This is a genomic window from Streptomyces sp. NPDC048270 (assembly GCF_040652335.1).
Classification (GTDB): Bacteria; Actinomycetota; Actinomycetes; order Streptomycetales; family Streptomycetaceae; genus Streptomyces.
On the sequence record NZ_JBEZLV010000016.1, the window covers coordinates 90,891 to 114,458 of the forward strand.

At 74.6% G+C, this 23,568-nt stretch carries 20 protein-coding genes and 1 riboswitch; of the genes, 9 read left to right on the forward strand and 11 right to left on the reverse strand.

What is annotated here, in order from left to right; all coding sequences use genetic code 11:
- Positions 1-3: 3 nt before the first annotated feature.
- The 5 genes from AB0D66_RS16660 to AB0D66_RS16680 form a co-directional block, all read right to left on the reverse strand.
- The gene (locus AB0D66_RS16660) at positions 4-1,260 is read right to left on the reverse strand and encodes a nucleotide sugar dehydrogenase (RefSeq protein ID WP_362303036.1); all 1,257 of its coding nucleotides are present in this window, start codon (positions 1,258-1,260) and stop codon (positions 4-6) included.
- Complete coding sequence (locus tag AB0D66_RS16665) at positions 1,260-2,030, reverse strand: WecB/TagA/CpsF family glycosyltransferase (protein WP_362303039.1); 771 nt, start codon at positions 2,028-2,030, stop codon at positions 1,260-1,262. The genes AB0D66_RS16660 and AB0D66_RS16665 overlap by 1 nt, the downstream gene beginning before the upstream one ends.
- Positions 2,027-3,196 carry a hypothetical protein gene (locus AB0D66_RS16670; protein WP_362303041.1) on the reverse strand — a complete coding sequence of 390 codons (1,170 nt, stop codon included), beginning with the start codon at positions 3,194-3,196 and terminating at the stop codon, positions 2,027-2,029. Before AB0D66_RS16670 ends, AB0D66_RS16665 begins: the two co-directional genes overlap by 4 nt.
- A 436-nt stretch (positions 3,197-3,632) precedes the next feature.
- Positions 3,633-4,232, reverse strand: coding sequence for an acyltransferase (locus AB0D66_RS16675; RefSeq protein ID WP_362303043.1), 600 nt, complete (start codon positions 4,230-4,232; stop codon positions 3,633-3,635).
- Positions 4,233-4,351: 119 nt separating this feature from the next.
- Positions 4,352-5,023 (reverse strand): MSMEG_1061 family FMN-dependent PPOX-type flavoprotein, encoded by a 672-nt coding sequence (locus AB0D66_RS16680; protein WP_362303046.1) that lies wholly within the window; start codon positions 5,021-5,023, stop codon positions 4,352-4,354.
- Positions 5,024-5,234: 211 nt separating this feature from the next.
- Here AB0D66_RS16680 and AB0D66_RS16685 point away from each other — a divergent pair, with 211 nt between their 5' ends.
- Positions 5,235-6,158 carry an ion transporter gene (locus AB0D66_RS16685; protein WP_362303049.1) on the forward strand — a complete coding sequence of 308 codons (924 nt, stop codon included), beginning with the start codon at positions 5,235-5,237 and terminating at the stop codon, positions 6,156-6,158.
- Positions 6,159-6,221: 63 nt separating this feature from the next.
- Here the strand turns inward: AB0D66_RS16685 and AB0D66_RS16690 are convergent, their stop codons facing one another.
- Positions 6,222-7,268: a phosphatidylinositol-specific phospholipase C domain-containing protein gene (locus tag AB0D66_RS16690; protein ID WP_362303052.1), complete on the reverse strand. Its 1,047-nt coding sequence runs from the start codon at positions 7,266-7,268 to the stop codon at positions 6,222-6,224.
- A gap of 199 nt (positions 7,269-7,467) precedes the next feature.
- Here AB0D66_RS16690 and AB0D66_RS16695 point away from each other — a divergent pair, with 199 nt between their 5' ends.
- Both AB0D66_RS16695 and AB0D66_RS16700 read left to right on the forward strand, forming a co-directional pair.
- Entirely contained in the window at positions 7,468-8,412 is a 945-nt protein-coding gene (locus tag AB0D66_RS16695) for a serine protease (RefSeq protein WP_362303055.1), read from the forward strand.
- A gap of 159 nt (positions 8,413-8,571) precedes the next feature.
- Positions 8,572-9,177 carry a TetR/AcrR family transcriptional regulator gene (locus tag AB0D66_RS16700; protein WP_362303058.1) on the forward strand — a complete coding sequence of 202 codons (606 nt, stop codon included), beginning with the start codon at positions 8,572-8,574 and terminating at the stop codon, positions 9,175-9,177.
- Here the strand turns inward: AB0D66_RS16700 and AB0D66_RS16705 are convergent.
- Entirely contained in the window at positions 9,174-10,586 is a 1,413-nt protein-coding gene (locus tag AB0D66_RS16705; protein WP_362303061.1) for an FAD-dependent monooxygenase, read from the reverse strand. The two genes, AB0D66_RS16700 and AB0D66_RS16705, sit on opposite strands and share 4 nt — an antisense overlap.
- 259 nt (positions 10,587-10,845) lie before the next feature.
- Complete coding sequence (locus AB0D66_RS16710) at positions 10,846-11,775, reverse strand: oxidoreductase (protein WP_362303063.1); 930 nt, start codon at positions 11,773-11,775, stop codon at positions 10,846-10,848.
- Positions 11,776-12,040: 265 nt separating this feature from the next.
- Here AB0D66_RS16710 and cbiE point away from each other — a divergent pair, with 265 nt between their 5' ends.
- The 4 genes from cbiE to AB0D66_RS16730 all read left to right on the forward strand — a co-directional run bounded on the left by cbiE (position 12,041) and on the right by AB0D66_RS16730 (position 15,353).
- On the forward strand, positions 12,041-13,297 hold the full coding sequence (cbiE, locus tag AB0D66_RS16715; RefSeq protein ID WP_362303066.1) for a precorrin-6y C5,15-methyltransferase (decarboxylating) subunit CbiE: 1,257 nt from the start codon (positions 12,041-12,043) through the stop codon (positions 13,295-13,297).
- Positions 13,294-14,043 (forward strand): precorrin-4 C(11)-methyltransferase, encoded by a 750-nt coding sequence (gene cobM, locus AB0D66_RS16720; RefSeq protein WP_362303068.1) that lies wholly within the window; start codon positions 13,294-13,296, stop codon positions 14,041-14,043. The genes cbiE and cobM overlap by 4 nt, the downstream gene beginning before the upstream one ends.
- Positions 14,033-14,902 (forward strand): cobalt-precorrin-6A reductase, encoded by an 870-nt coding sequence (locus AB0D66_RS16725; RefSeq protein WP_362303071.1) that lies wholly within the window; start codon positions 14,033-14,035, stop codon positions 14,900-14,902. Before cobM ends, AB0D66_RS16725 begins: the two co-directional genes overlap by 11 nt.
- 64 nt (positions 14,903-14,966) lie before the next feature.
- Complete coding sequence (locus AB0D66_RS16730; protein ID WP_362303074.1) at positions 14,967-15,353, forward strand: hypothetical protein; 387 nt, start codon at positions 14,967-14,969, stop codon at positions 15,351-15,353.
- 80 nt (positions 15,354-15,433) lie between these two features.
- Here the strand turns inward: AB0D66_RS16730 and AB0D66_RS16735 are convergent, their stop codons facing one another.
- From AB0D66_RS16735 to cobG, 3 genes are read right to left on the reverse strand one after another with little or no spacing between them, the layout of a single operon-like run.
- Positions 15,434-16,933, reverse strand: a complete 1,500-nt coding sequence (locus AB0D66_RS16735; protein ID WP_362303077.1) for a precorrin-2 C(20)-methyltransferase — start codon at positions 16,931-16,933, stop codon at positions 15,434-15,436.
- Complete coding sequence (locus tag AB0D66_RS16740; RefSeq protein ID WP_362303079.1) at positions 16,930-17,577, reverse strand: precorrin-8X methylmutase; 648 nt, start codon at positions 17,575-17,577, stop codon at positions 16,930-16,932. Before AB0D66_RS16740 ends, AB0D66_RS16735 begins: the two co-directional genes overlap by 4 nt.
- Positions 17,574-18,899, reverse strand: a complete 1,326-nt coding sequence (gene cobG, locus AB0D66_RS16745; protein WP_362303082.1) for a precorrin-3B synthase — start codon at positions 18,897-18,899, stop codon at positions 17,574-17,576. Before cobG ends, AB0D66_RS16740 begins: the two co-directional genes overlap by 4 nt.
- Before the next feature lie 346 nt (positions 18,900-19,245).
- A riboswitch (cobalamin riboswitch) is annotated at positions 19,246-19,330 on the forward strand.
- A gap of 53 nt (positions 19,331-19,383) precedes the next feature.
- On the opposite strand from cobG, the gene cobN reads away from it, so the two are divergent.
- Both cobN and AB0D66_RS16755 read left to right on the forward strand, forming a co-directional pair.
- Positions 19,384-23,046 (forward strand): cobaltochelatase subunit CobN, encoded by a 3,663-nt coding sequence (gene cobN / locus AB0D66_RS16750; RefSeq protein WP_362303085.1) that lies wholly within the window; start codon positions 19,384-19,386, stop codon positions 23,044-23,046.
- Positions 23,047-23,064: 18 nt separating this feature from the next.
- Positions 23,065-23,538, forward strand: coding sequence for a hemerythrin domain-containing protein (locus tag AB0D66_RS16755; protein ID WP_362303088.1), 474 nt, complete (start codon positions 23,065-23,067; stop codon positions 23,536-23,538).
- Positions 23,539-23,568: the final 30 nt, after the last annotated feature.

Here is a 23,568-nt window from a genome sequence, read left to right on the forward strand (position 1 = left end):
GGCTCAGAGCACCTCCACGGCCGGTCCGGACAGCCGGTTGCGGCAGTCGAGGACGAAGGAGGCGTGCTCGGTGACCAGGTGGTAGTCGAAGGAGTCGTGGTCGGTGAGCAGGACGACCACGTCGGCGGCCGCCAGTTCCTTGCGGGTGGGTTCGACCCGGACGAGGCGGGCGTCGACCGTGATGTTCTCCACCACGTGGGGGTCGGCCGCGCGCACCTTGGCCCCCATGTCGAGGAGCAGCTGCGAGACGCGTACCGCGGGCGACTCCCGTGCGTCGCCGGTGTTCTTCTTGTAGGCGAGGCCGAGCAGCAGGACCCGGGAGCCGTTGACCGAGCGGCGCCTGGAGTTCAGCGCGTCGATGACGCGGCGGGTCACGTACTCGGGCATGTGGCTGTTGATGTCGTTGGCGAGCTCGACGAACCGGAAGCTCTGGCCGAGTTCGCGCTGCACCCGCCAGGACAGGTAGGAGGGGTCGATCGGCAGGCAGTGGCCGCCGACGCCCGGGCCGGGGGTGAACTTCATGAAGCCGAAGGGCTTGCTGGACGCGGCTTCGATGGCCTGCCACACGTCGATGTCGAGGTGGCGGGCGAACATCGCTATCTCGTTGACCAGCGCGATGTTCACGTGCCGGAAGGTGTTCTCCAGCAGTTTGGCCAGCTCGGCCTCCTTCGGCGAGCTCACCGGCACCGTGGTGTCGACGAGGTCCCCGTAGAAGGACTCGACGGCCTTCAGCGAGCGGGCGTCGACGCCGGAGACCACCTTGGGCGTCTGCTGGAAGCCCCAGACGGCGTTGCCGGGGTCGATGCGCTCCGGGCTGTAGCCGAGGTGGAAGTCGGCTCCGGCGGTGAGTCCCGAGCCGTCCTCCAGGATCGGCGCGAAGAGCTCCTCGGTGGTGCCGGGGTAGGTGGTGGACTCGAGCACCACGGTGGCCCCGGGGCGCAGGTACCGGGCGAGCGTGCGCGCCGATTCCTCTATGTGGCGCAGGTCGGGGGCTCCGTCGTGTAACGGGGTGGGGACGGTGACCACGGCCACGTCGAAGCCGCCGCAGTCCCTGGCCAGTTCGGTGGGCCGGTAGGTGCCGAGCGCGAGTGCCCGACTCAGCCGCTCGGAGCTGACGTCCTCCACGTACGACTCTCCGGCGGCGAGGCTCTTGACCCGCCGCGCGTCCACGTCGTACCCGATCACCTGGTGGCCGACCTCGGCGGCCCGGACGGCCAGCGGGAGTCCGACGTATCCCTGTCCCACGACGACGACGCGCATCAGTGACTCCTGTTCGCGGAACCGGCAGACGGTGTGCGGCGGATGAGCTCGCGGACCGTCATGAGGAGGAAGGCGGTGTTGGTGGTGAGGTAGCGCTTGCCGAGGCGGCGCGGTTCCTGGAGGGTGCGGTAGAACCATTCGAGGCCCATCCGCTGCCAGACCGCGGGTGCGCGCCTGGTGATGCCCGCGAGGATGTCGAAGGAGCCGCCGACGCCGTGCACCACGTGGGCGCCGGTGCGGTCGCCGTACCCGGCGGTGAAGATCTCCTTCTTGGGCGAGGTCATGCCGAGGAACAGCAGCTGGGCGCGGCTGTCCGCGATGGCGTCGGCGACCTCCCCCTGTTCGGAGTCCGCGAAGTAGCCGTTGCGGCTGCCGGCGACCCGCAGTTTCGGGAACCGCTCGGAGATCTTCCCGAGCATCGTCTCCAGGACCTGCTGCTGGGCGCCGAGCAGGTAGACGGAGAGGCCGGCCGCCTCGGCGGCGGCGAGCAGGCGCATGAACAGGTCGATGCCCGCGACCCGTTCGGGCAGCCGGACGCCGAGGACGCGCCCGGCCCAGACCACGGCCTGGCCGTCGGCCAGGATCAGGTCGCAGCCGGCGACCGCCTCGGCGAGGCGGGGGTCGCGGCGCATGTTGACCAGCTTGGCGGCGTTGACCATGCCGATCTCGATCCGCTCGCCGCGGCGGACCGCGTCGAGGCAGCGCCGGACGGTCTCGTCCATGGTCAGGGCGTCGAGCCCGACCCCGAAGAGGGTGTGTCTCCCGGTCATCCCTGCGGCCCCCCGAGCCAGGCGAACAGCATCCAGCCGAACTCGTACGGGCGGCACTCGCGGTCCACCGCCAGGGGGCGCAAGAGCCGGTCGAGCGGTGCGAGGCGGGCGTTCGGGGCCACGCGGGTGGTCAGTCCCCGGGCGGCCCGGACGGCTTTCGCGGGATCGCCGCGGTGGACCTTGCGCCAGGTGACGCCGAGCTCCTCGCGGATCATCGGCTCGCGCGGGGTGCCGGCGGGTCCGGCGAGTTCGGGCACCTCGGTCATCCAGCGCAGTCCGCGGCGGATCTCCGCGGCGAAGTCGGTACCGCCCGCCTCGGCGAGGTCGAACAGGGCGGTCGGGGCCATCGCGTGCTGGTGGACGCTGTAGACGGGATAGCCCTCGACGAGGGTGGCGTGCCGGGCGTCGTAGTGCCACCACCACTGTCCGCCGTCCCCCTGCAGGGCGCAGATACGGGCGGCGCAGGCGTCGGCGGCCGCGAGGGCCCGCGGGTCGCCGCCGCTCGCGTGCAGCCGGGCCAGGGCCTGGAGCGGATAGGTCTGGTCGGCGAAGCAGGCCACGTGGGACCGGTAGCCGGGCAGCAGCCCCGGCCCGGTGGCGTGCGGGAACAGGGGGCTGTCGGCGATCCGGGCGGCCAGCAGCCGGTCGCGGGCCGCCGCGAGGCGGTGCTCCACGTCCGCCGAACCGCGTGCGGCGGTCAGGGCGGAGAGCACCCAGGCCGCCTCGACGGTGTACCGCGGCTGCCCGGGCGGGTCCAGGGCGGCCATCCGGCCCAGGGCGTCGGCCAGTTTGGGGTGGCCGGTTTCGGCGGCGGCCCAGGCGATGAGCGCCGCGTCGCCCAGGTTCACCACCTCGGGCAGCCGTTCCACGAGGAGTCCGGTGAACTCCCCGGCGGTGCGGCCGCCGAACAGCGGGCGCTGCCGGTCCTCGGGCAGGAACCGGGCGCCGAGGGCGGTGATGGCCGCGTAGCGGGTGCTGGTTCCGCGTCGCTCGAGGCCGCGGGTGCCGTCGGGCGAGGCCTTGCCGGCCCGGGTGAAGACGAAGGTCTCGGCGCCCGGCAGGTACATCCCGGGCAGTCCTGCCTCGGCCAGCGCGAGCAGCCGCTCGGCGAGGGCGTGCAGCGGCGCGTCCTCGCGGGCCAGGGCCCCTAATCGTGTGGTGGTCATCGGGTCCCCGCCCCGACTCCCCGGGTGCTGCGCGCACCCCGTATGTCCGAGCTGTTCGGCTCCAACACACCTACCCCCTCTGATCACTCCTCGGACGGACCTGGCGGTCGTCATTCCGCGGAGGGGGATTGCGCGTGACGGCGACGCCCGCGCCGGAGACTGTCTCGTCACCGATGGCACGAGCCGTCCGACGGACGCCGACTGGACCCCCCAGCGATGCCTCGGACCGGAGCACGCGCGTACGACGGCAGCATGCGCGGGCGCGGTGGAGCCGCGCCGCACGGCTCTGCCCGCGGTGCCCTCGTCGTGTACAACCCCCCACTGAGACAGGCCTGTTGCCTGCTCAGATCCCTTGTGCAGGGACACGGTATGCCCACGGATGTTCGTTGATTGTGGTTTTGAGGAAATGCCGGTTCCCTAAATTGCCGACATTCCGTCAAGTGCGCTCGATCAGCGCGCCGTCCTTCTCCTCGTGCAGCGCGCCGGTGCGCGGGCACTCCCAGACGCCGGGCTCGCCCTCCCGCTCCACGAGCCGGACCCCGGCCCGGCCCACCCAGCCGATCCGGCGCGCCGGCACCCCCGCGACGAGCGCGAAGTCGGGTACGTCCCGGGACACCACGGCCCCGGCCGCGACCAGCGCCCAGCGCCCGACGCGCACCCCGGCCACGCACACCGAGCGGGCGCCCAGCGAGGCCCCCTCGGCGACCACCACCCCGGCGGCCTCCCAGTCCCCGCCGCGCTTCTGCCGGCCGTCGGGATCGACCGCGCGGGGGTAGAAGTCGTTGGTCAGCACCGCCGCCGGGCCGATGAACACCCCGTCGCCCAGCACCGCGGGCTCGTAGACCAGCGCGTAGTTCTGCAGTTTCACGTGGTCCCCGATGCGCACGCCCGGCCCGACGTACGCGCCCCGGCCGACGATGCAGCCGCGGCCGAGCCGGGCGTCCTCCCGTACCTGCGCCAGATCCCAGATCGTGGTCCCCTCGCCGAGCTCGGCCGTCTCGTCGACCTGGGAGGAGGGCTGGATGCGGACACTCACGGAGCGGTCCCCTAACGTTCGCGAGGTGTTCGTATGCACGCGCGTACGGACGGAGCATATGTGCCGGGGGCTCGCTCCTCGGGGGGATCAACCGAGTGTTCACCAGGCGGACTTGGCGCTCACTCGTAGCGGTACAGCAGGGACTCCCGCTCGCTGCGGCGGATCTGCTCGACGGCCGCCTCCGGCAGGCCCAGGTGGGAGCGGGTGACCTCGGCGGAGCTGGGCACGGCGTCCTCGGCGAGCCACTGCTCGGGCTTCCAGGCGCCGCCGCGCAGCAACGCCTTCGGGCAGTGCTGGTAGACCTCCTCCACCTCCACCACGATCGCGGTGCGCGGCGGCTTGCCGACGGCGGTCAGCCCCTCCAGCAGTTCCGGGTCGGCGCAGACGCAGGCCCTGCCGTTGACGCGCAGGGTGGTGGCGCGGCCCGGGATGACGAAGATCAGGCCGGCCCGGCCCGTCTCCACGATGTTGTGGCTGCTGTCGAGCCGCTTGTTGCCCGTGGCGTCGGGAACGGCGAGGGTGAACTCGTCCAGGACGGACACGAACCCGGCCGGTCCGCCCCGGGGGGTCACGTCGCAGTGGCCGGCGGCGCCCGCGCTGGCGATGAACACCAGCGAGGAACTGCCGATCACGGCGCGCGCGGCGTCGTGGATCCGGTCCACCGCCTTGCGGCGGACCAGCTCGCTGGGCTCCTCGTAGAGCTCGCGCAGCTGGGCCGTGGTCCGGACGGCGCGGGCGTTCAGGGCATCGAATATGCGGCCGCCGCTCTGCGGCGTGGTGGTGGTTGTCACGGCCACGCAATCTATCCGACCGCCTCCGGCGCGGCCGTTGGCCCTCCCGGCCCCGGCCCTGCGCCCTGCGGCCGCCGGGAACCGGGCGCCTTGACCTGTGCGGGCGGCGGAAACCCGATCGGGTGTGTGGCGTTAGTAGGGACGACCACCGCGCCCCGCCGGGCGCGGACCTGCGGCGAAGACGCGTACGAGGAGCAAGATGAGAGTCCCGATGCCGGCCCGACGCGGCCGCGTGAAACTGGCGGCCCGGTGCCGGCTGGTGACGGAGGCCTCGGCCTTCGGCATGGCGGTCTTCGGAACGATCCTGCTCAACGCGGCGCTGATGGGCGTGGAGACGTACAGCGGACTGGCCCGGGAGTACCGGCAGGTGCTGGAGGCCGCCGAGCACGTCTGCCTGCTGGTGTTCACGCTGGAGATGCTGCTGCGGATGGGCGCCCACGCCGACCGGCCGAAAGCATTCTTCCGCGACCCGTGGAACCTCTTCGACCTCGCGGTGGTGGCCGCCGCGTTCCTGCCCCTCGTCCGCGAGAACGCCACCCTGCTGCGGCTGCTGCGGCTGGCCCGGGTGCTGCGCAGCGCGCGCTTCCTGCCGCACCTGCGGATCCTGCTGATCGCCGTGGGCCGCAGCCTGCCGGGCACCGCCAGCTTCCTGTTCGTCGGCGCGCTGGTGCTGTACGTGTACGCCATGGTGGGCTGGCTCTGCTTCGCGGAGTCCGATCCGCAGCACTACGGCTCCGTGGGCCGCGCCATGCTCACCCTGTTCCTGCTGACCACGCTCGACGGGCTCACCGACGCGGTACGGGCCGGGCTGCAGATCTCCCGGCTCAGCATCCTCTACTACGCCTCGTACGCGCTGCTCGCCTCCTTCGTGCTGGTGAACGTACTGATCGGGGTGGTGCTGAACTCCCTCGACGAGGCGCGGGAGATCGAGGCGGAGGCCGACCGGGGGCCGGACCCGGCCCCGAGCCCGGCCAAGGGACCGGGCGGCGGCCCGGGCGGGCCGGGCCTCCCGGACGCCGAGGTCCGGGAGCGGATCGCCACCGCCCGCCGCGCGCTCGACGAGATCGAGGCGGGCCTCGCCGCCGGGGACCGGCTCCCGCCGCGTCGGCTGGAGGCCTCGCACCCGGGGCCCTAGGCGTCTCTTTGGGATCGTGCCGGGCACCGCGCGGGCGGCCGGGGTCCCCGGCCGCCGGGGAGCTCAGCCGCGCGGTACGACCGTCGCCAGGACCCGGGGCAGCGGGTACCAGTCGGCGGAGACGACGGAAGCGTGGTGTCCGGCGAGGAGTGCGAGGCGCTCGCGGGCCTGTGCCTCGGTGGGGCGGGTGGAGTCGATGGCCGGGGCGACGTGGTGGGCGTCGGTGGCGATCACCAGGTAGTGGTTGCGGTCGTACCAGCCGGTGTCGATGGACCCGCCGGCGTAGGCGCTCGCGTCCCCGTCGAAGACCACGAACCAGGGGCGCAGGGAGGCGTCGGCGTACCGGGCGCGCGGGTCGCCGGCCTCGGCCCGGTGTACGGCCGGGAACGCGGCGGCCTGGCCGAGCCGGCCCTGCGCGGCGAGGGTGCGCAGGTGGGTGGCGTACTCCCGGTCGGTCCACAGGGTGTCGGAGCCGTTGCCCTCCTCGACGGTGCCGGGGATCAGCTCCACGATGAACTTCCCGGCGAGCCCGGCGCGGTCGGGCCAGGCTCCGGCGCGGGCGGCGGTGTCGAGGTCGGGGTGGCCCGCGGCGAGCTCGCCGGGCCGGTAGAGGGCGTCGCCGAGCTTGCCGGCGAGCAGTGCGTCGAGGTCGGCCGGGCCGCGGCCGAGGTTGGCGGCGAAGCCGTCCTTGAGCTCCAGCTTGAGGATGACGGGCCGGTGGCCGGGGTGGGCGTCGTGCCAGCTGCGGATGTCGGAGAGGCAGCCCGCGAGGTTCTGGTTGCGGGCCTTGGTGCGCAGCTGGGCGGGGGTGGCGGCGTTCTCGCAGTTGTTGTCGTTGCCGAAGGGGTTGTTGTGCGCGACCCGCCACGAGCTGCCGAAGAAGTTGGTCCACACGTCCAGCTCGAGCATGGCCGCGCCCGAGTCGAGCGCGTCCGCGAAGTAGGGGTACTTGGTCTTCTCGTAGGCGTTGTGGACGCCTACCCCGGTCGATCCCGCGTACGGCAGGCCGTCGGCGGGGGCCGCCGCGCCCGCGGGGGCCGTGCCCAGGACGAGGGCGACGGCCGCCAGACCCGCGGCCAGCGCGCCCGCCCTCCGGTTGCGCAGTCTCATGCTTCGGCTCCTGTCGCTCCAGTGCGGCTCAAGTCGCGTGGAGCGTAAGGGGGTTGAATGACGCATGGAAGGCCGGGGAGTGACGTGCGGACGGCCGGGGAGCCGCTGTGAGAACGGACACGTCCTGATCGCGGAACCCGACCCTCGGATCTCCCCATCGAACGAGGAGTCGGACGCGTCTGCGGGGTGGGAGTACCGGATGTTCAGCAAGGTGCACGGGCGGGCCGTACGGGTCACCGTGCTGGTCGCCGTCCTCGGCGCGCTCGTCGTCGTGGGCGCGGGGTACCTGTGGGAGCTGCGCGGTGTGATCGCCACCCGCGCGGACGGGGACGCCGAGCGGGGCGTCTACCAGCAGGACCCCGAGCGTGCCGACCGCACGGCGGCCGCCGTGCTGGACGGGATCGCCCGCGAGGACCCGGTCGCGCCGACGGACGGCAACGCCTTCGCCGACGGCGGGGTCCCGGTGGACTGGCGCTCCGGGGGGTGGCAGCCCTCGGACCCCCTGGAGGCGCGGCCCGTGCCGGCCGAAGCCGCGATCGGGGCGCTCTTCTCCCCCGGCGCCGACGGCGACCCGGACCACCACTGCTCGGCCGGGGTGGTCCACTCACCGCAGGGCGACCTGATCGTCACCGCCGCCCACTGCGTCCACTCCCTCGGCTTCCGCACCAACCTGGCCTTCGCCCCCGGCTACCAGGACGGCGTGGCCCCGTACGGCATCTGGGTGCCCACCCGGATCGACGTGGACCCGCGCTGGACCGAGGACGAGGACCCCGACCACGACATCGCCTTCATCCGGCTGCGCCGCCCCGGCTATCCGGGCCAGCGGCTGGAGGACTTCACCGGGGCCCAGACGATCTCCTTCCGGCCCGAACTCCCGCTTCCCGCGCGGCTCGTGGGCTACCCCAACGCCTCCGAGCAGCCGTTGGACTGCCGCAGCACCGCCCGCGCCGCCGGGCCCGCGCAGCTGCGGTTCGACTGCGCGGGCGTCCCGAACGGCACCAGCGGCGGCCCGGTGCTGACCGACGGGGACCGGCTGATCGGGGTGGTCGGCGGCCGCGACGGCGGCGGTGACGACAAGACCTCGTACAGCAGCTACTTCGGCGACGCCGCCCGCGCCCTGTACGAACGCGCGACGACTTCCTAGCCGGGGGCCGGGCAATCGGAGGGGACCGGAGGGGGCCCGGACGGGCACCGGAGCCCGCCCTGGAGCCCTTTTCTAGAACAGCTTTCTATTTATCGGTCTTGCTAGGCTCTCCGGCACGGCCGGCCGGGCCGTCACCCCCAGCGCTCCGACGGGACCGACATGTCTCCTAAGCAACAACGCGGCGAGGCCACCGTCGACCAGCTGCTGACCACCGCGCTGCGGGTGTTCGCCGAGTCCGGCCAGCAGGGGTTCACGGTGAACGCGGTCGTCTCGGCCAGCGGGGTGAGCCTGGGCAGCCTCTACCACCACTTCGGCAATTTCGACGGCCTGGCCGCCGCCCTGTACATCCGGTGCATGGACCAGCTGTGCGACGACATGGTCGCCGCTCTGACCCGCTGCCGGACCGCCCGTACCGGTGTCCGGTCGTGGGTGGCCTCCTATCTGCGCTTCACCCAGGAGCACCGGGACGTCGCCCTGTTCCTGCACGCCTCGGCCTACTCCGGCTACCTCGCGGCCCACGCGCAGGAGATCGGGGCGGCCAAGGCCGAGAAGTTCGCCGCCATCATGCAGTGGCTGAAGGTGCGCATGGAGCGCGGCGAGATCGCCCCCCTGCCGGCCCCGGTGATCGAGGTGATGGTGATGGGCCCGCTCACCGAGGCGGCCCGCCGCTGGCTGTCCAGCACGTACGAGATCGACCTGGCGGAGGCCGGCCGCCACCTCCCGGAGCTCATCTGGCGCTCCATGCGGCCGGACCCCGAGCACTAGGCCGCGGCGCGGCTCTCCGGCGGGCCGTGGTGGTCCGGGTAGGCGGGGGTCGGCGGGGCGGTCGGGGTGCGCCACTTGGACAGCACGCGGAGCATCGTGGACGGGCCGAGCAGGGCGTTCGGCGGGGTGGACAGCGACAGGACCCCGAAGAACCGTCCCGCGATGGCCGGGTCGGTATTGGCGCCCACCATCACCCGTGACATGTAGCGCTGCAGGACCCGGGTGGTGCGGTCCGCCGGCGGGCCCTCCGTCCCCGGGTACCTGAGGTCCTCGCTGGTGGCGATCTGCCAGGCCACCTCGGCCGCCGCCGCCGTCCGGCGCTGGATCCGCCCGGCGGCCGCGGGCACGGCGGCGGTGTCCATGCTGTGGATCTCCTTGCGCAGGGCGTCCGCCGCCAGGGCGGCCACCGTCATCCCGTGCCCGTACACCGGGTTGAACCGGCAGGCCGCGTCACCGAGCACCACGAAGCCGGCCGGGGCTCCCGCGATGCGCTCGTAGTGCCGCCATTCGTTGGCGGTGCCCCGGAAGCCGGTCGGCGACGAGAGCGGCGCCGCCCCGCGCAGGGCGTCGTACAGCGCCGGACTGCGCAGGCTGCGGGCGAACCCGAGGAACTCCTCGTCCCCGGTGGGCGGGGCGTGCTCGCCGTTGCCGATGAGCGTCGCGAGCCAGCGCTCACCGTCCACCGGGACCAGCACGCCCCCGCGCGGGCTGTCCGGCCGGCCCTGCACGTACAGGCCGTGCCAGCGCCGCGCGGGATCGGACGGGATGGTGAAGTACCGGCTGGAGTAGCCCAGATGGGAGTCGTACCGGGTGGTCCGCGGCGCGCGGTGACCGAGGGCGGCGAGCCAGGAGGGGGTCTTGGAGCCGCGTCCGGTCGCGTCGACGACGAACGCCGCGCGCAGCGGGTCGGCGCCGCGCAGCCGCACCCCGGTCACCGAGCGGCCGTCCGGTCCGCCGACGAGCCCGATGGCCGGGCAGCCGTCCCGGATGCGCACGCGCCGGTCGCGCAGCACCTCCCCGCGCACCGTCCAGTCGAGCAGCTCCCGGCTGCCGAGCAGGATCCGCGCACCGGGCAGCGGGCGGAACCAGTCCGCCGGGCTCAGCCACAGGAAGTCCTTCGGCGACTCCAGCAGTGCGGCCCCGCCCGCGAGCAGTTTGTCCGTGATCCCGGGCAGCAGTTCCTCGATCACCTGCACGCCCCGCGACCACAGCACGTGCACGTGCCGGGACTGCGGTATGCCGGGCCGGAACGCCGGTCCCTCGGTGGGCAGTTCGTCCCGCTCCACCACGGTCACGCGGGCGAACCGCTCCGCGAGCACCCGCGCCGCCAGCAGCCCGGCCAGGCCCGCGCCGAGGACCACCGCGTGGTCGCGGGGGGATTCTGGGTGGTTGTCCGGAGTGTCGTCCATGGCAGCGAGTGTCCGGCCCCGCCGGCGCCGCGGTCAGGTCCCGTCCGGGGCGCCCGGAGGCGTCCCGGGGGCGGACGGGGGCGCGCCGGTGCCGTGGGCGGGGGCGCGCGGGTGCCGTCCCGGGCCGGCTGCGGGCACAGCACCGTCCAGGTGACCTTCACGTGCCCGCAATCCGGGCGGTGAAGCGGCCGAAGCCGAGGGCGGGGTCCCGGTGGGCGCGGCCGGCGGCCCTCACGTCGTCGTTCCGGCCCCGGGCGGATCAGCGCGGTAGGGATGCGTACGAGACTCCTGTGAGCCTCTCGGAGGCGTCCCACAGCCGTTCGCCGGACTTGTCGTCGAGTGTCCATTTCGCCCGCCACGAGCCGGCGGGCGCACCGCGCCAGCCGAACCGCGGGCCGATGAACGCGTCCTGCCCGACCCCGGGCGCGGTGGCCGCGTACAGAGTGGGCAGCGCGCCCCCGGCGGCGGGCTGCGCGATGACGTCGTTGGCGAGGGCCAGCCCCCGCGCGAAGAGCGTGCCGCCGTCCCGCGTCGCGCCGGCGTGCAGGTTGGTGGACGCGTAGCCGGGGTGGGCGGCGGCCGCGACGAGCGTGGACCCGGCGGCGGCGAACCGGCGGGACAGCTCGTGGGTGAAGAGCAGGTTGGCCGTCTTGGAGCGGCCGTAGGCGAACCAGCGGCGGTAGCCGCGCTCGTACGCCAGGTCGTCGAGGTCCACGTCCGCCAGCGCGTGGAAGCCGCTGGACACGTTGACGATCCGGGCCCCCGGGGCGGCGGCCCGCAGGCGCGGGAGCAGCAGTCCGGTCAGGGCGAAGTGTCCGAGGTGGTTGACCCCGAGCTGCGTCTCGAACCCGTCGGCCGTCCGCCCGTAGGGCAGGGCCATCACGCCGGCGTTGTTGACCAGCAGGTCCAGCGCGGCGCGGCGCTCCCCGAAGGCCTTTGCGAACTCCCGTACCGATGCCAGGTCGGCGAGGTCGAGCGCGGCGAACTCCACTTGGGCGCCCGGCACTTCGGCGCGCAACCGGATCTCGGCGGCCTTGCCCCGCGCGGCGCTGCGGCAGGCCAGCACCACGCTCGCCCCGCGCCGTGCGAGTTCCCGGGCGGTGACGTAGCCGATCCCGCTGTTGGCCCCGGTCACGACCGCGGTCCGGCCGCTCTGGTCGGGGATCTTCGCGGCGTTCCAGCCGGGCATGGCAGCTCCCTCGCGGACGGTTGGGTTACCGAGGGTAGCCGGGTCCGCGGCGGGGTGGGAGAGGAGATGCGGAAGGAAGCGGGCGAGCGGGCCGGGGAGGGGTGCGGAAGGGGCGGGCGAGCGGGCCGGGGAGGGGGTGTCCGGACGGGCGTCCGCGCAGGCCAGTAGGCTGCGGTCGGCCCCGTCCTCCGCTTCCCGATTCCGTCTCGTCCTCTCCCCCTCCCGTGCCCTCTCCCACCCCGTCCCCGTTCCGAGGTATCGCGCAGTGAGCTCCGCACCGCCCCCCGTACCCGTCACGGTCGTCGGCCTCGGCGCCGACGGCTGGGCCGGACTCACCGCCGCCGCGCGGTCCGCGCTGTCCTCGGCCGAGGTGCTGATCGGCGGGCCGCGCCAGCTGGACCTGCTGCCGGCCGGCCCGTGCCCCGGCGAGCGGGTGGCGTGGCCGAGCCCGCTGCGGCCCGCCGTGCCGAAGCTGATGGCCGAGCACGCGGGCCGCCGGATCGCGGTGCTGGCCAGCGGCGACCCGATGTTCTACGGGATCGGCCGCGCCCTCGCCCAGGAGCTGGGCCCGGACGCCCTCGCCGTCCACCCGCACCCCTCCTCCGTCTCGTACGCCTGCGCCCGCCTCGGCTGGCCGGTGGAGGACACCGAGGTGGTCACGGTCGTCGGCCGTCCGGTGGCCCGGCTCGCGGCCGCGCTGTACGAGGGGCGCCGGGTGCTGGTGCTCAGCGCCGGCGCGGCGTCCCCGGCCGAGATCGCCGCCGTGCTGCGGGAGCGCGGCTTCGGCCCGAGCCGGATCCGGGTGCTGGAGCAGCTCGGCTCCGAGCGCGAGGACGCGTACGAGGGCCTCGCCGACGGCTGGGACCACCCGCCGGGCGACCCGCTGAACGTGGTGGCCGTGGACTGCCGCCGCGACCCCGCCCATCCGGCGCCCCGGCTCGGCGCGGCCCCCGGCCTGCCGGACACCGCGTACGAGCACGACGGGCAGCTCACCAAGCGCCGCGTGCGCGCCGCGACCCTGTGCGCGCTGGCCCCCGCCCCGGGCGAACTGCTGTGGGACATCGGCGGGGGCTCCGGTTCCATCGGCATCGAGTGGATGCGCACGCACCCCTCGTGCCGGGCGGTCGCCGTGGAGCGCGTCCCGGAGCGGGCGGCCCGCATCACCCGCAACGCGGCGGCGCTCGGCGTGCCCGGCCTGCGCGTGGTCGTCGGCGCCGCACCCGCCGCGCTCGACGGACTGCCCGCCCCCGACGCGGTGTTCATCGGCGGCGGGCTGACCGCGCCGGGACTGCTGGACGCCGCCTGGGCGGCGCTGGCCCCCGGCGGCCGGCTGGTGGTCAACACCGTCACCCTGGAGTCGGAGGCGGTCCTCACCGACCGCTACCGGCGCCACGGCGGCGAACTGGTGAAGCTCTCGGTCGCGCACGCGGTGCCGGTCGGCGGTTTCACGGGCTGGCGGCAGGCCATGCCGGTCACCCAGTGGTCGGTGACGAAGTCGACGAACGAGAAGGATCAAGCATGACCGTGTACTTCATCGGCGCGGGCCCCGGCGCCGCCGACCTGATCACGGTGCGCGGTGCCCGGACGCTGGCCGCCGCCCCCGTCTGCCTCTACGCGGGCAGCCTGGTCCCGCGCGAACTGCTGGCCGAGTGCCCGCCGGACGCGCGGCTGGTCGACACCTCGCAGCTGAACCTGGACGAGATCATCGCCGAGTGCGTACGGGCGCACGAGGCGGGCCGGGACGTCGCGCGGCTCCACTCCGGCGACCCGTCGATCTTCAGCGCGGTCGCGGAGCAGATGCGGCGGCTCGACGCGGCCGGCATCCCCTACGAGGTCGTCCCGGGCGTCCCGGCCTTCGCCGCCGCGGCCGCGGCACTGAAGCGGGAGCTGACCGTCCCCACCGTCGGCCAGACGGTGATCCTCACCCGCATCGCCCAGCAGGCCACCCCGATGCCGCCCGGCGAGGACCTGGCCACGCTCGGCCGCAGCGGCGCGCTGCTGGTGCTGCACCTGGCGACCCGTTACGTGGACCGGGTCGTGGACGAACTGCTGCCGCACTACGGGGCCGAGTGCCCGGTGGCGGTGGTGGCGATGGCCAGCCGCCCCGACGAGCTGATCCTGCGCGGCACCCTGGCCGACATCGCGGCCCGGGTCAAGGAGCACGGGCTGGTGCGCACCGCGGTCATCGTGGTGGGGCGCACGCTCGGCGCCGAGCAGTTCCGCGACAGCCACCTGTACTCGCCCGAACGCGACCGGCATGTCTGCTGAACCGGCCCGTGCGCCTGAACCGGGCCGTGCGCCCGGCCGGCACGTCCTGATCCTGGGCGGTACGACGGAGGCCCGCCGCCTCGCGGAGGCCTTGGCGGGTGCACCGGCGCAGGCGCAGGCGCAGGCCGGGGACGAGGCCCGGGCAGAGCTCCGGCGCGGGGGCCCGGCCTGCCCGCCGGGGCAGGCGGTCCGGGTGACGACCTCCCTGGCCGGGCGGGTCGCCGCGCCCGTGCTGCCGCCGGGCGAGACCCGGATCGGCGGCTTCGGCGGGCCCTCCGGCCTGGCCCGGTGGATCACCGCGCACGGGGTCACCGACCTGGTCGACGCCACCCACCCGTTCGCGGAGCGCATGAGCTTCAACGCGGCCGAGGCGGCGGCCCTCACGGGTGTCCCGCTGCTGGCCCTGCGCCGCCCCGGCTGGACCCCGGGGCCGGGCGACGCCTGGACCTTCGCGGACTCCCTCGCCGACGCGGCCGCCGTGCTGCCGGGCCTCGGCGGCCGGGCCTTCCTGACCACCGGCCGGATGGGCCTGCACGCCTTCGCGCACCTCACCGACACCTGGTTCCTGGTGCGCTCCGTCGACCCCCCGGCCGCCCCGGCGCCTGCGCGGCTCGAAGTCCTGCTGGACCGGGGCCCCTTCACCCTCGAAGGCGAGCGGGAGCTGCTCGCCCGGCACCGGATCGACGTCCTGGTCACCAAGGACAGCGGAGGCGCGGCCACCGCCCCGAAGCTCACCGCCGCCCGCGAGGCCGGCATCCCGGTCCTCGTCGTACGCCGCCCGCCGGTCCCGGAGGGTGTCGCGGAGGCGGGTTCGGTGGCCGGGGCCCTGCGCGCGCTGCGCTACGATCACGCGCACTGATCGTCCAGGTGTACGAAGCGCGACGGGGGCCGGCATGGGGTCCGGCGGCAGAATCTCCGGGGCCGTGACGGCCCTGCTGGTCGGCGGCCTGCCGGCCGGCGGGTGCTCGGACGGCGCCGCGGCCGGGAAGCCGGCCGCGGTTCCGGCGACCACCGCCCCGGCCGAGCCGTCCGCGGCGCCGACGCCCTCCACCGCGCCCCCCTCGCCCGCGCAGGCGTCGCCGTCGGGCGCCGCGAGTCCCGAACCCGCGAAGGGCGGGGAGTCCCGGCGGCCGGCCTCCAGCCCGCCCAAGCCGGCCGCGCCGCGCACCTCGGCGGTGCCGCAGAACCCCTACCGGGGCCCCACCCCGCCACCGGCGCCGCCCAAGCCCCCGATCGAGCCCTGGACGCCGACGCCGTTCGATCCGAACGACCCCTCGATCCCCAAGGTGACCCTGCCTCCGCTGCGGTAGGCCGGGTCCCGCTCCCGCGCACGGGTCACGGGCGCCGGCACGGCTGACCGCTCAGGCGTGCCGGTGCCCCGTGGCCCCGGTCACGGGTAGCGGCGCGGCGTCCACGTGATCCGGGAGCCGTCGGCCCGCTCGGTGACCTGCGTCTGCGAGGAGCCGATCAGCAGGAGCGTGCGCATGTCCACCTCGGACGGCTCCAGTCCGGCGAGCGTGACGATCCGCACCGACTGCTCCGGACCGCCCACGTCCCGTGCCACGACCACCGGGGTCTCGGGCGCGCGCAGCTCCAGCAGCAGCTCGCGGGCCTGCGCCACCTGCCAGGTGCGGCTGCGCGAGCCGGGGTTGTACAGGGCGAGGACCAGGTCGGCCGAGGCGGCCGCGCGCAGCCGTTCCGCGATCACCTCCCACGGCTTGAGCCGGTCCGAGAGGGAGATGGTCGCGTAGTCGTGGCCGAGCGGGGCACCGGCCGCGGCGGCCGCCGCGTTGGCCGCGGTCACCCCCGGCAGGACCCGTACCGGCACGTCCTTGTACTCGGCCTGCGCGGCGACCTCCAGGACCGCCGTGGCCATGGCGAACACGCCGGGGTCGCCACCGGAGACCACGGCCACCCGCTGTCCGCGCCGGGCGAGGTCGAGGGCGAACTCGGCGCGCTCGGACTCCACCTTGTTGTCGGAGCCGTGCCGGATCTGGCCCGGCCTGACCGGGACCCGGTCCAGGTAGGTGGTGTACCCCACGAGCACCTCGGCGTCGGCCAGCGCCCGCCGGGTCTCGGGGGTCAGCCACAGCGGCCCGGCGGGGCCGGTGCCGACGACGGCGACCTCACCGGGCCCGGACGGCACGCTGCCCGGGTTGCCGATCCGGCTCGGCACGACGGCGACGGCGAAGTACGGCACGGACTGCGGGTCGGTGTCGGCCAGGACGCCGGTCCGCTCGCCGGCCATGGTGGCGCGCTCGACGTAGCGGGCCTCGGCCAGCCGGCCGCTGCGCTCCATCGCCCCGCGCACGGCGGGGAAGGTCCGGCCGAGCTTCATCACGACCGCCGAGTCGGTGGCCGCCAGGCGGGCGGCGAGCTCCTCCTCCGGGAGGGTGCCGGGGAGGATGGTCAGCACCTCCTCGCCCTCCACGAGCGGGGTGCCGAGGCGGGCGGCGGCCGCGCTGACGGAGGTGACGCCGGGGATCACCTCGGTCTCGTACCGGTGCGCGAGCCGCTTGTGCATGTGCATGTACGAGCTGTAGAAGAGCGGATCGCCCTCCGCGAGCACGGCGACGGTCCGGCCGGCGTCGAGGTGCGCGGCGAGCCGGGCGGCGGCGGATTCGTAGAACTCCTCCATCGCGCCCTGGTAGCCGCCCGGGTGGTCGGTGGTCTCGGTCGTCACCGGATAGACCAGCGGCTCCTCGACATGGCTCTCGCGCAGGTGCTTCGCGGCGATGGACCGGGCGATGGACCGCCCGTGCCGCGCGCTGTGATAGGCGACGACGTCCGCCTCGCCGATCACCTCGACGGCCCGCAGCGTCATCAGATTCGGATCGCCGGGCCCCAGCCCGACCCCGTACAGCCGTCCCCTGGCCCGCGTCCCGCTCATTCGGCCACGCTCGCGATGGCGTTGACCGCGGCGGCGGCGATGGCGCTGCCCCCGCGGCGGCCGCGCACGATCAGGTGGTCGAGCCCGGAGGGGTGCGCCGCGAGGGCGTCCTTGGACTCGGCGGCACCGATGAAGCCGACGGGCACGCCGATGACGGCGGCCGGGCGCGGGGCGCCCTCCTCGATCATCTCGAGCAGCCGGAACAGCGCGGTCGGCGCATTGCCGACGGCGATCACGGATCCCTCCAACAGGCCCCGGTCACGCCAGACTTCGAGCGCGGCGGCGCTGCGCGTGGTCCCCATCTTCGCCGCGAGCTCGGGCACGGCCGGATCGGAGAGGGTGCAGATCACGTCGTTGTCGGCGGGCAGCCGCTTGCGGGTGACCCCGCTGGCGACCATCTGCACGTCGCACAGGATCGGCGCGCCGGCGGTGAGCGCTGCGCGCGCCCGCAGCACCACCTCGGGCGTGTACCCGAGGTCCTTGGGCAGGTCGGTCATTCCGCACGCGTGAATCATGCGCACCGCGACCTGGGCGACGGAGGCGGGCAGCCCGGAGAGGTCCGCCTCGGCGCGGATCGTGGCAAAGGACTGGCGGTAGATCGCGGCGCCGTCCTTCTCGTACTCAAACACTGTGTACTCGCTCATTTCTTCACTGCGTCTTCGGAAACTTCGGACTCTTCGGAATCCGAAGGGGTGGTGCGTGCGGCGGTGAGGGCCGCCGCCAGGTCCGTACGGTGCGGCAGGGCCTGCCCGTGGACGGAGAGCCGGTAGCCGTCGTGCGTGGCGAGCACGTCGACCCACTGCGTCCCGCGCGGGTGCCCGCAGCGGCGCTCGCAGCCGGACCAGTGCACGGGCAGCGGTCCGCGCGCCCGCTGTACGACGGCCCGCGCGTCGGCCCGTACGTCGGCGAGGGACTTCGCACAACCGGGCCTTCCCGTACAGGCGGTGACGGACTGCCAGGGGCTGTCGGGGGACACGACCAGCCCGGCGCCCTCCAGTCGCGCGGGGGCGCCGGACGGCGGCCGCAGGGGAGCGTCGGGAAGGACGATGCTGCGCCACGGGGTGACGCGCAGCCCGCGGTCGCGGTCGGCGACCTGGACGAGCACCCGCCACTGTGCGGAGCTCAGCCGGCCCAGCGGGGGCAGGACGCACAGGGTGCCGCGCGGGCCGGCGCCCCCGGACTGCGGCCGCGGCGGCGGCGCGTAGGGCCAGTCCACGGCGCGGACCCGGTCCGCGGCGATCCCGGCGGCGGCCAGGCGGGCGGCGAACTCGGCTTCGTCAAGGGCGTGTTCGGCGGGGAGTTCGCGCACCCGCCAGGCCCGGGTGCCGGCCGCGTCCGCGGCGTCGAGGAAGTACTCGGCGGCGAGCAGCGCCGCCCGCGGGGCGTCCTGCGCGGCCACCGAGACGGCGCCGGCGGCCGGCCCGAGCCGCACCAGCGCCCGGCCCCGCGGCACCCCGCCGAGCACGGTCACGTCCGGCTCCAGGGCGGCCACGTCCCCGCGCCCGTCGTCGAAGGCGAACAGGAACCGGCCGGACAGGGCGGTGACCCGCGCGTTCGCGCAGAGCAGCCGGTCCAGCTCGGCGACCCAGGGCAGCACGTCGGGCCGCTCCGGGTGACCGTCGCCCGACATCGGCGTGGCCACGATGTTGCGCACCCGCTCGTGGCCGGGCGCGGGCAGCAGCCCGGCGGCGTCCAGCAGCTCCGCGAGCCCGCCGCCGCATCCCTCGGCGAGGCCGCGCAGCTGCACGTTCCCCCGCGAGGTGAGCTCCAGGTGCCCGTCCCCGAACCGGTCGGCGGCCAGCGCCAGCAGGGAGGCCTGGTGCGCGGTCAGCACCCCACCGGGTATCCGGACCCGCGCGAGGAACCCGTCGTCGGCCGCGTGCAGCCGCAGCGCACCGGGACAGGCGTCACCGCGCTCCCGTATGACGGGCTCGTCCCGCGACGCGGCGGCAGGGGGCTGTGACATGGCGGCGAGCATACCCACGATTCCCCCACCCCGACCTGTGTCCGTCACCACCCCACCCCCTCCGACCAGCCAACTCCACCCCCTGCCACCCACCCGCCCACTCCAGCCCGACCCAACCATTCCAGCCCGGCCATTGCAGCCCCGCCGGCGTTTGAGGCGCGGGGGCCCGGGGGCAGAGCCCCCGCAACGGCGCCGCACCGGAACACCCCGCCCCACCCCCGGGGACGGAACGGGGCGCGTACCAGCGAGAACCCGACCACCCCACCCTCCCGGCAAAGGCACCGGCCCCCTAGGATGATCCCCGGCGGCGCCACACGGCCCGCCATCGCCGAGGACGGCGACATGGGAGGAAGCCCGGTGCGAATCCGGCGCGGTCCCGCCACTGTGAACCCCGCGGAGCGACACCCGCGACCGGGGTGAGTCAGGAACTCCCGCTGTCCTCACTGCCCGGGGCGCGGAAACCCCGAGGAAGGCCTGCCGCCGCATGATCCTGCTGCTGTCGACGTCCGACACCGATCTGCTCAGCGCTCGCGCCGCGACCACGGCGGACGGCCCCGTCCCCTACCGCTTCGCGAACCCCTCCCGCCTTCCCCTCGACGACCTCCCCGGGCTCCTCGACGGCGTCGACCTGGTCGTCGTACGCCTCCTCGGCGGCCTCCGCGCCTGGCAGGAGGGCCTCGACCTCCTCCTCGCCCCCGGACAGACCCGCCCCGTGGTGGTCCTGACCGGCGAACAGGCCCCGGACGCCCAGCTGATGGAAGCCTCCACGGTGCCGATCGGCATCGCGGCCGAAGCCCACGGCTACCTCGCGCACGGCGGCCCCGCCAACCTCGACCAGCTGGCCCGCTTCCTCTCCGACACGGTCCTCCTCACCGGCCACGGCTTCGAGCCGCCCGCCGCCTCCCCCACCTGGGGCCCCCTGGAGCGCACCGCCCGGCAGGCCGCCGACCCGCAGCCCGCCGACCCGCAGGCCGCCGACCCGCAGACCGCCGCCCCCAAGGTCGCCGTGCTCTACTACCGCGCGCACCAGATGAGCGGCAACACCGCCTTCGTGCACGCCCTGTGCGACGCCATCGAGGCCCACGGCGCCCGGCCGCTCCCCCTCTACGTCTCCTCCCTGCGCACCCCGGAGCCCGAGCTCCTCGCCGCGCTGACCGGCGTCGACGCGGTCGTCACCACGGTCCTCGCGGCCGGCGGCACCCGCCCCGCCACCGCGTCCGCCGGCGGTGACGACGAGTCCTGGGACGCCGGCGCCCTCGCCGCCCTCGGCGTGCCGATCCTCCAGGCCCTGTGCCTGACCGGCTCCCGGTCCGCCTGGGAGGACAACGACGAGGGCCTGTCCCCCCTCGACGCCGCCACCCAGGTCGCCGTACCCGAGTTCGACGGCCGACTGATCACCGTCCCGTTCTCCTTCAAGGAGCTCGACGAGGACGGCCTGCCCGCCTACGTGGCCGACCCCGAGCGGGCCGCCCGGGTCGCGGGGATCGCCGTACGCCACGCGCGCCTGCGCCACATCGCGCGCCGCGACAAGAAGATCGCCCTGGTCCTCTCCGCGTACCCCACCAAGCACTCCCGCATCGGCAACGCGGTGGGCCTGGACACCCCCGCGAGCGCCGTCGAGCTGCTGCGCACCCTCATCGCCGAGGGCTACGACTTCGGTCCCGTGCCCGAGATCCCGGGCCTGGTCTCGGGTGACGGCGACGAGCTGATCCGCGCGCTGATCGAGGCCGGCGGCCACGACCAGGACTGGCTCACCGAGGAGCAGCTGGCCCGCAACCCGGTCCGCATCCCGGCGGCCGACTACCGGCGCTGGTTCGCCGAACTCCCCGCCGACCTGCGCGCGAGCGTCGAGGAGCACTGGGGCGAGGCGCCCGGCTCGATGTTCGTCGACCGGTCCGCGAACCCGGAGGGCGACATCGTCCTGGCCGCCCTGCGCCGCGGCAACCTGCTCATCCTCATCCAGCCCCCGCGCGGCTTCGGCGAGAACCCGATCGCGATCTACCACGACCCGGACCTGCCGCCCTCGCACCACTACCTGGCCGCGTACCGCTGGATCCAGGCGCGCGCCGAGGACGGCGGCTTCGGCGCCGACGCGATGATCCACCTGGGCAAGCACGGCAACCTCGAGTGGCTCCCGGGCAAGAACGCCGGCCTCTCCGCGTCCTGCGCACCCGACGCGGCGCTCGGCGACCTCCCCCTCATCTACCCGTTCCTGGTCAACGACCCGGGCGAGGGCACCCAGGCCAAGCGCCGCGTGCACGCCACGCTCATCGACCACCTCGTCCCGCCCATGGCGCGCGCCGAGTCGTACGGCGACATCGCCCGCCTGGAACAGCACCTGGACGAGTACGCCCAGATCTCCGCGATGGACCCGGCGAAGCTGCCGGCCATCCGGGCGCAGATCTGGACCCTGATCCAGGCGGCGAAGCTCGACCACGACCTGGGTCTGGCCGAACGCCCCGACGACGACGGCTTCGACGACTTCCTGCTGCACGTCGACGGCTGGCTGTGCGAGGTCAAGGACGCCCAGATCCGCGACGGCCTGCACGTCCTGGGCGGCGCCCCGGCCGGCGAGGCCCGCGTCAACCTGGTCCTGGCCATCCTGCGCGCCCGCCAGATCTGGGGCGGTACGACGGCCCTGCCGGGCCTGCGCGAGGCGCTCGGTCTCGACGAGTCGGCGGCCACCCGCACCTCGGCGGACGCCGTCGAGGAGCAGGCCCGCGCGCTGGTCCAGGCGATGGAGGACGCGCACTGGGACCCGGCGGCCGTGGCCTCCGTGGCGTCGGCCCACTCGGCAGACGTCGCCGCCGTCCTGGACTTCGCGGCCCGCGAGGTGGTCCCCCGCCTGGCCGGCACCACGGACGAGATCGCCCACGTGGTCTCGGCCCTGGACGGCTCGTTCATCCCGGCCGGCCCCTCCGGCTCCCCGCTGCGCGGCCTGGTCAACGTGCTCCCGACCGGCCGCAACTTCTACTCGGTGGACCCCAAGGCCGTCCCCTCCCGCCTGGCGTGGGAGACGGGCCAGGCCCTCGCGGAGTCGCTCCTCACCCGCTACAGCACGGACAACGGCGAGTGGCCGGCTTCCGTCGGCCTGTCCCTGTGGGGCACGAGCGCGATGCGCACCGCGGGCGACGACGTGGCGGAGGCGATGTCCCTGCTCGGCATCCGCCCGGTCTGGGACGAGGCCTCGCGCCGCGTGACCGGCCTGGAGGCCATCCCCCTCGCGGAGCTCGGCCGCCCCCGCATCGACGTCACCCTGCGCATCTCGGGCTTCTTCCGCGACGCGTTCCCGCACGTCATCGGACTCCTGGACGACGCGGTCCGACTGGCGGCGTCCCTCGACGAGCCGGCGGACCAGAACTTCGTCCGGGCCCACGCCCAGGCGGACCTCGCCGTCCACGGCGACGAGCGCCGCGCGACGACCCGTATCTTCGGCTCCCGCCCCGGCACCTACGGCGCGGGCATCCTCCAGCTGATCGACTCCCGCGACTGGCGTACGGACGCCGACCTCGCGGAGGTCTACACGGTCTGGGGCGGCTACGCGTACGGCCGGGGCCTGGAGGGCCGTCCGGCCCGCGACGAGATGGAAACGGCCTACAAGCGCATCACGGTGGCCGCGAAGAACACGGACACCCGCGAGCACGACATCGCGGACTCGGACGACTACTTCCAGTACCACGGCGGCATGGTGGCCACGGTCCGCGCCCTGCGCGGTACGGCCCCGGAGGCGTACATCGGCGACTCCACCCGCCCGGAGACCGTCAAGACCCGCACCCTGGTCGAGGAGACCTCGCGCGTCTTCCGCGCCCGCGTGGTGAACCCCAAGTGGATCGAGGCGATGCGCCGCCACGGCTACAAGGGCGCCTTCGAGCTCGCGGCGACCGTCGACTACCTCTTCGGCTACGACGCCACGACGGGCGTGGTCGCGGACTGGATGTACGACAAGCTCACCGAGACGTACGTGCTGGACCCGGAGAACCGCGCCTTCCTCGAAGCGGCCAACCCCTGGGCCCTGCACGGCATCGCGGAACGCCTGCTGGAGGCCGAGTCCCGCGGCATGTGGGAGAAGCCGGACCCGCAGATCCTCGAATCCCTCCGCCAGGTCTACCTGGACACGGAGGGCAATCTGGAGGGCGAAGCGGAGTAGCCCCTCCACACTGGCTGGATGTGCCACTACTGCGGCTGCCGCCAGATCCCGCTGATCAAGGAATTCATCGCGGAACACGAGACGGTGACGAACGCGGCGGGCGACGCCCTCCGCGCCCTCGACGCCGGTGACCTCCCGCGCGCCGGGGCCCTGCTCTCGACGATGACGGCCGTCCTGCTCGCCCACTGGAAGGGCGAGGAGGACGGCCTTTTCGCGGTCATGTCCACGGACCCCGAGTACGCCCCGTACATCGAGGCCCTGATCTCGGAACACCGCGACCTGGCGGCCTTCCTCGCCCGCGCGGACCTCACCGACCCGGCGGACGCGCACACCTTCCGCCAGGCGACGGACGAGCTCCACCACCACATCGCCAAGGAGGAGGACGGCCTCTTCCCGGCCTCCCTCACGGCCCTCACGGGCGACGACTGGAACCAGTCCATCAAGGCCTGGCAATCGGCCCACCCCGACGCGGACCTCCGCCCGGCGGGCTGAGGCGGGCCCCTGCCGCCCGCGCGGCGGGGC

What these genes read in the sequence shown, in the direction of transcription:
- AB0D66_RS16660 (WP_362303036.1), bottom strand. Translation starts at nt 1,260, where the DNA reads ATGCGCGTCGTCGTCGTGGGACAGGGATACGTCGGACTCCCGCTGGCC.
- AB0D66_RS16665 (WP_362303039.1), bottom strand. Translation starts at nt 2,030, where the DNA reads ATGACCGGGAGACACACCCTCTTCGGGGTCGGGCTCGACGCCCTGACC.
- AB0D66_RS16670 (WP_362303041.1), bottom strand. Translation starts at nt 3,196, where the DNA reads ATGACCACCACACGATTAGGGGCCCTGGCCCGCGAGGACGCGCCGCTG.
- AB0D66_RS16685 (WP_362303049.1), top strand. Translation starts at nt 5,235, where the DNA reads ATGCCGGCCCGACGCGGCCGCGTGAAACTGGCGGCCCGGTGCCGGCTG.
- AB0D66_RS16690 (WP_362303052.1), bottom strand. Translation starts at nt 7,268, where the DNA reads ATGAGACTGCGCAACCGGAGGGCGGGCGCGCTGGCCGCGGGTCTGGCG.
- AB0D66_RS16695 (WP_362303055.1), top strand. Translation starts at nt 7,468, where the DNA reads ATGTTCAGCAAGGTGCACGGGCGGGCCGTACGGGTCACCGTGCTGGTC.
- AB0D66_RS16700 (WP_362303058.1), top strand. Translation starts at nt 8,572, where the DNA reads ATGTCTCCTAAGCAACAACGCGGCGAGGCCACCGTCGACCAGCTGCTG.
- AB0D66_RS16705 (WP_362303061.1), bottom strand. Translation starts at nt 10,586, where the DNA reads ATGGACGACACTCCGGACAACCACCCAGAATCCCCCCGCGACCACGCG.
- AB0D66_RS16710 (WP_362303063.1), bottom strand. Translation starts at nt 11,775, where the DNA reads ATGCCCGGCTGGAACGCCGCGAAGATCCCCGACCAGAGCGGCCGGACC.
- cobM (WP_362303068.1), top strand. Translation starts at nt 13,294, where the DNA reads ATGACCGTGTACTTCATCGGCGCGGGCCCCGGCGCCGCCGACCTGATC.
- AB0D66_RS16725 (WP_362303071.1), top strand. Translation starts at nt 14,033, where the DNA reads ATGTCTGCTGAACCGGCCCGTGCGCCTGAACCGGGCCGTGCGCCCGGC.
- AB0D66_RS16735 (WP_362303077.1), bottom strand. Translation starts at nt 16,933, where the DNA reads ATGAGCGGGACGCGGGCCAGGGGACGGCTGTACGGGGTCGGGCTGGGG.
- AB0D66_RS16740 (WP_362303079.1), bottom strand. Translation starts at nt 17,577, where the DNA reads ATGAGCGAGTACACAGTGTTTGAGTACGAGAAGGACGGCGCCGCGATC.
- cobG (WP_362303082.1), bottom strand. Translation starts at nt 18,899, where the DNA reads ATGTCACAGCCCCCTGCCGCCGCGTCGCGGGACGAGCCCGTCATACGG.
- cobN (WP_362303085.1), top strand. Translation starts at nt 19,384, where the DNA reads ATGATCCTGCTGCTGTCGACGTCCGACACCGATCTGCTCAGCGCTCGC.
- AB0D66_RS16755 (WP_362303088.1), top strand. Translation starts at nt 23,065, where the DNA reads ATGTGCCACTACTGCGGCTGCCGCCAGATCCCGCTGATCAAGGAATTC.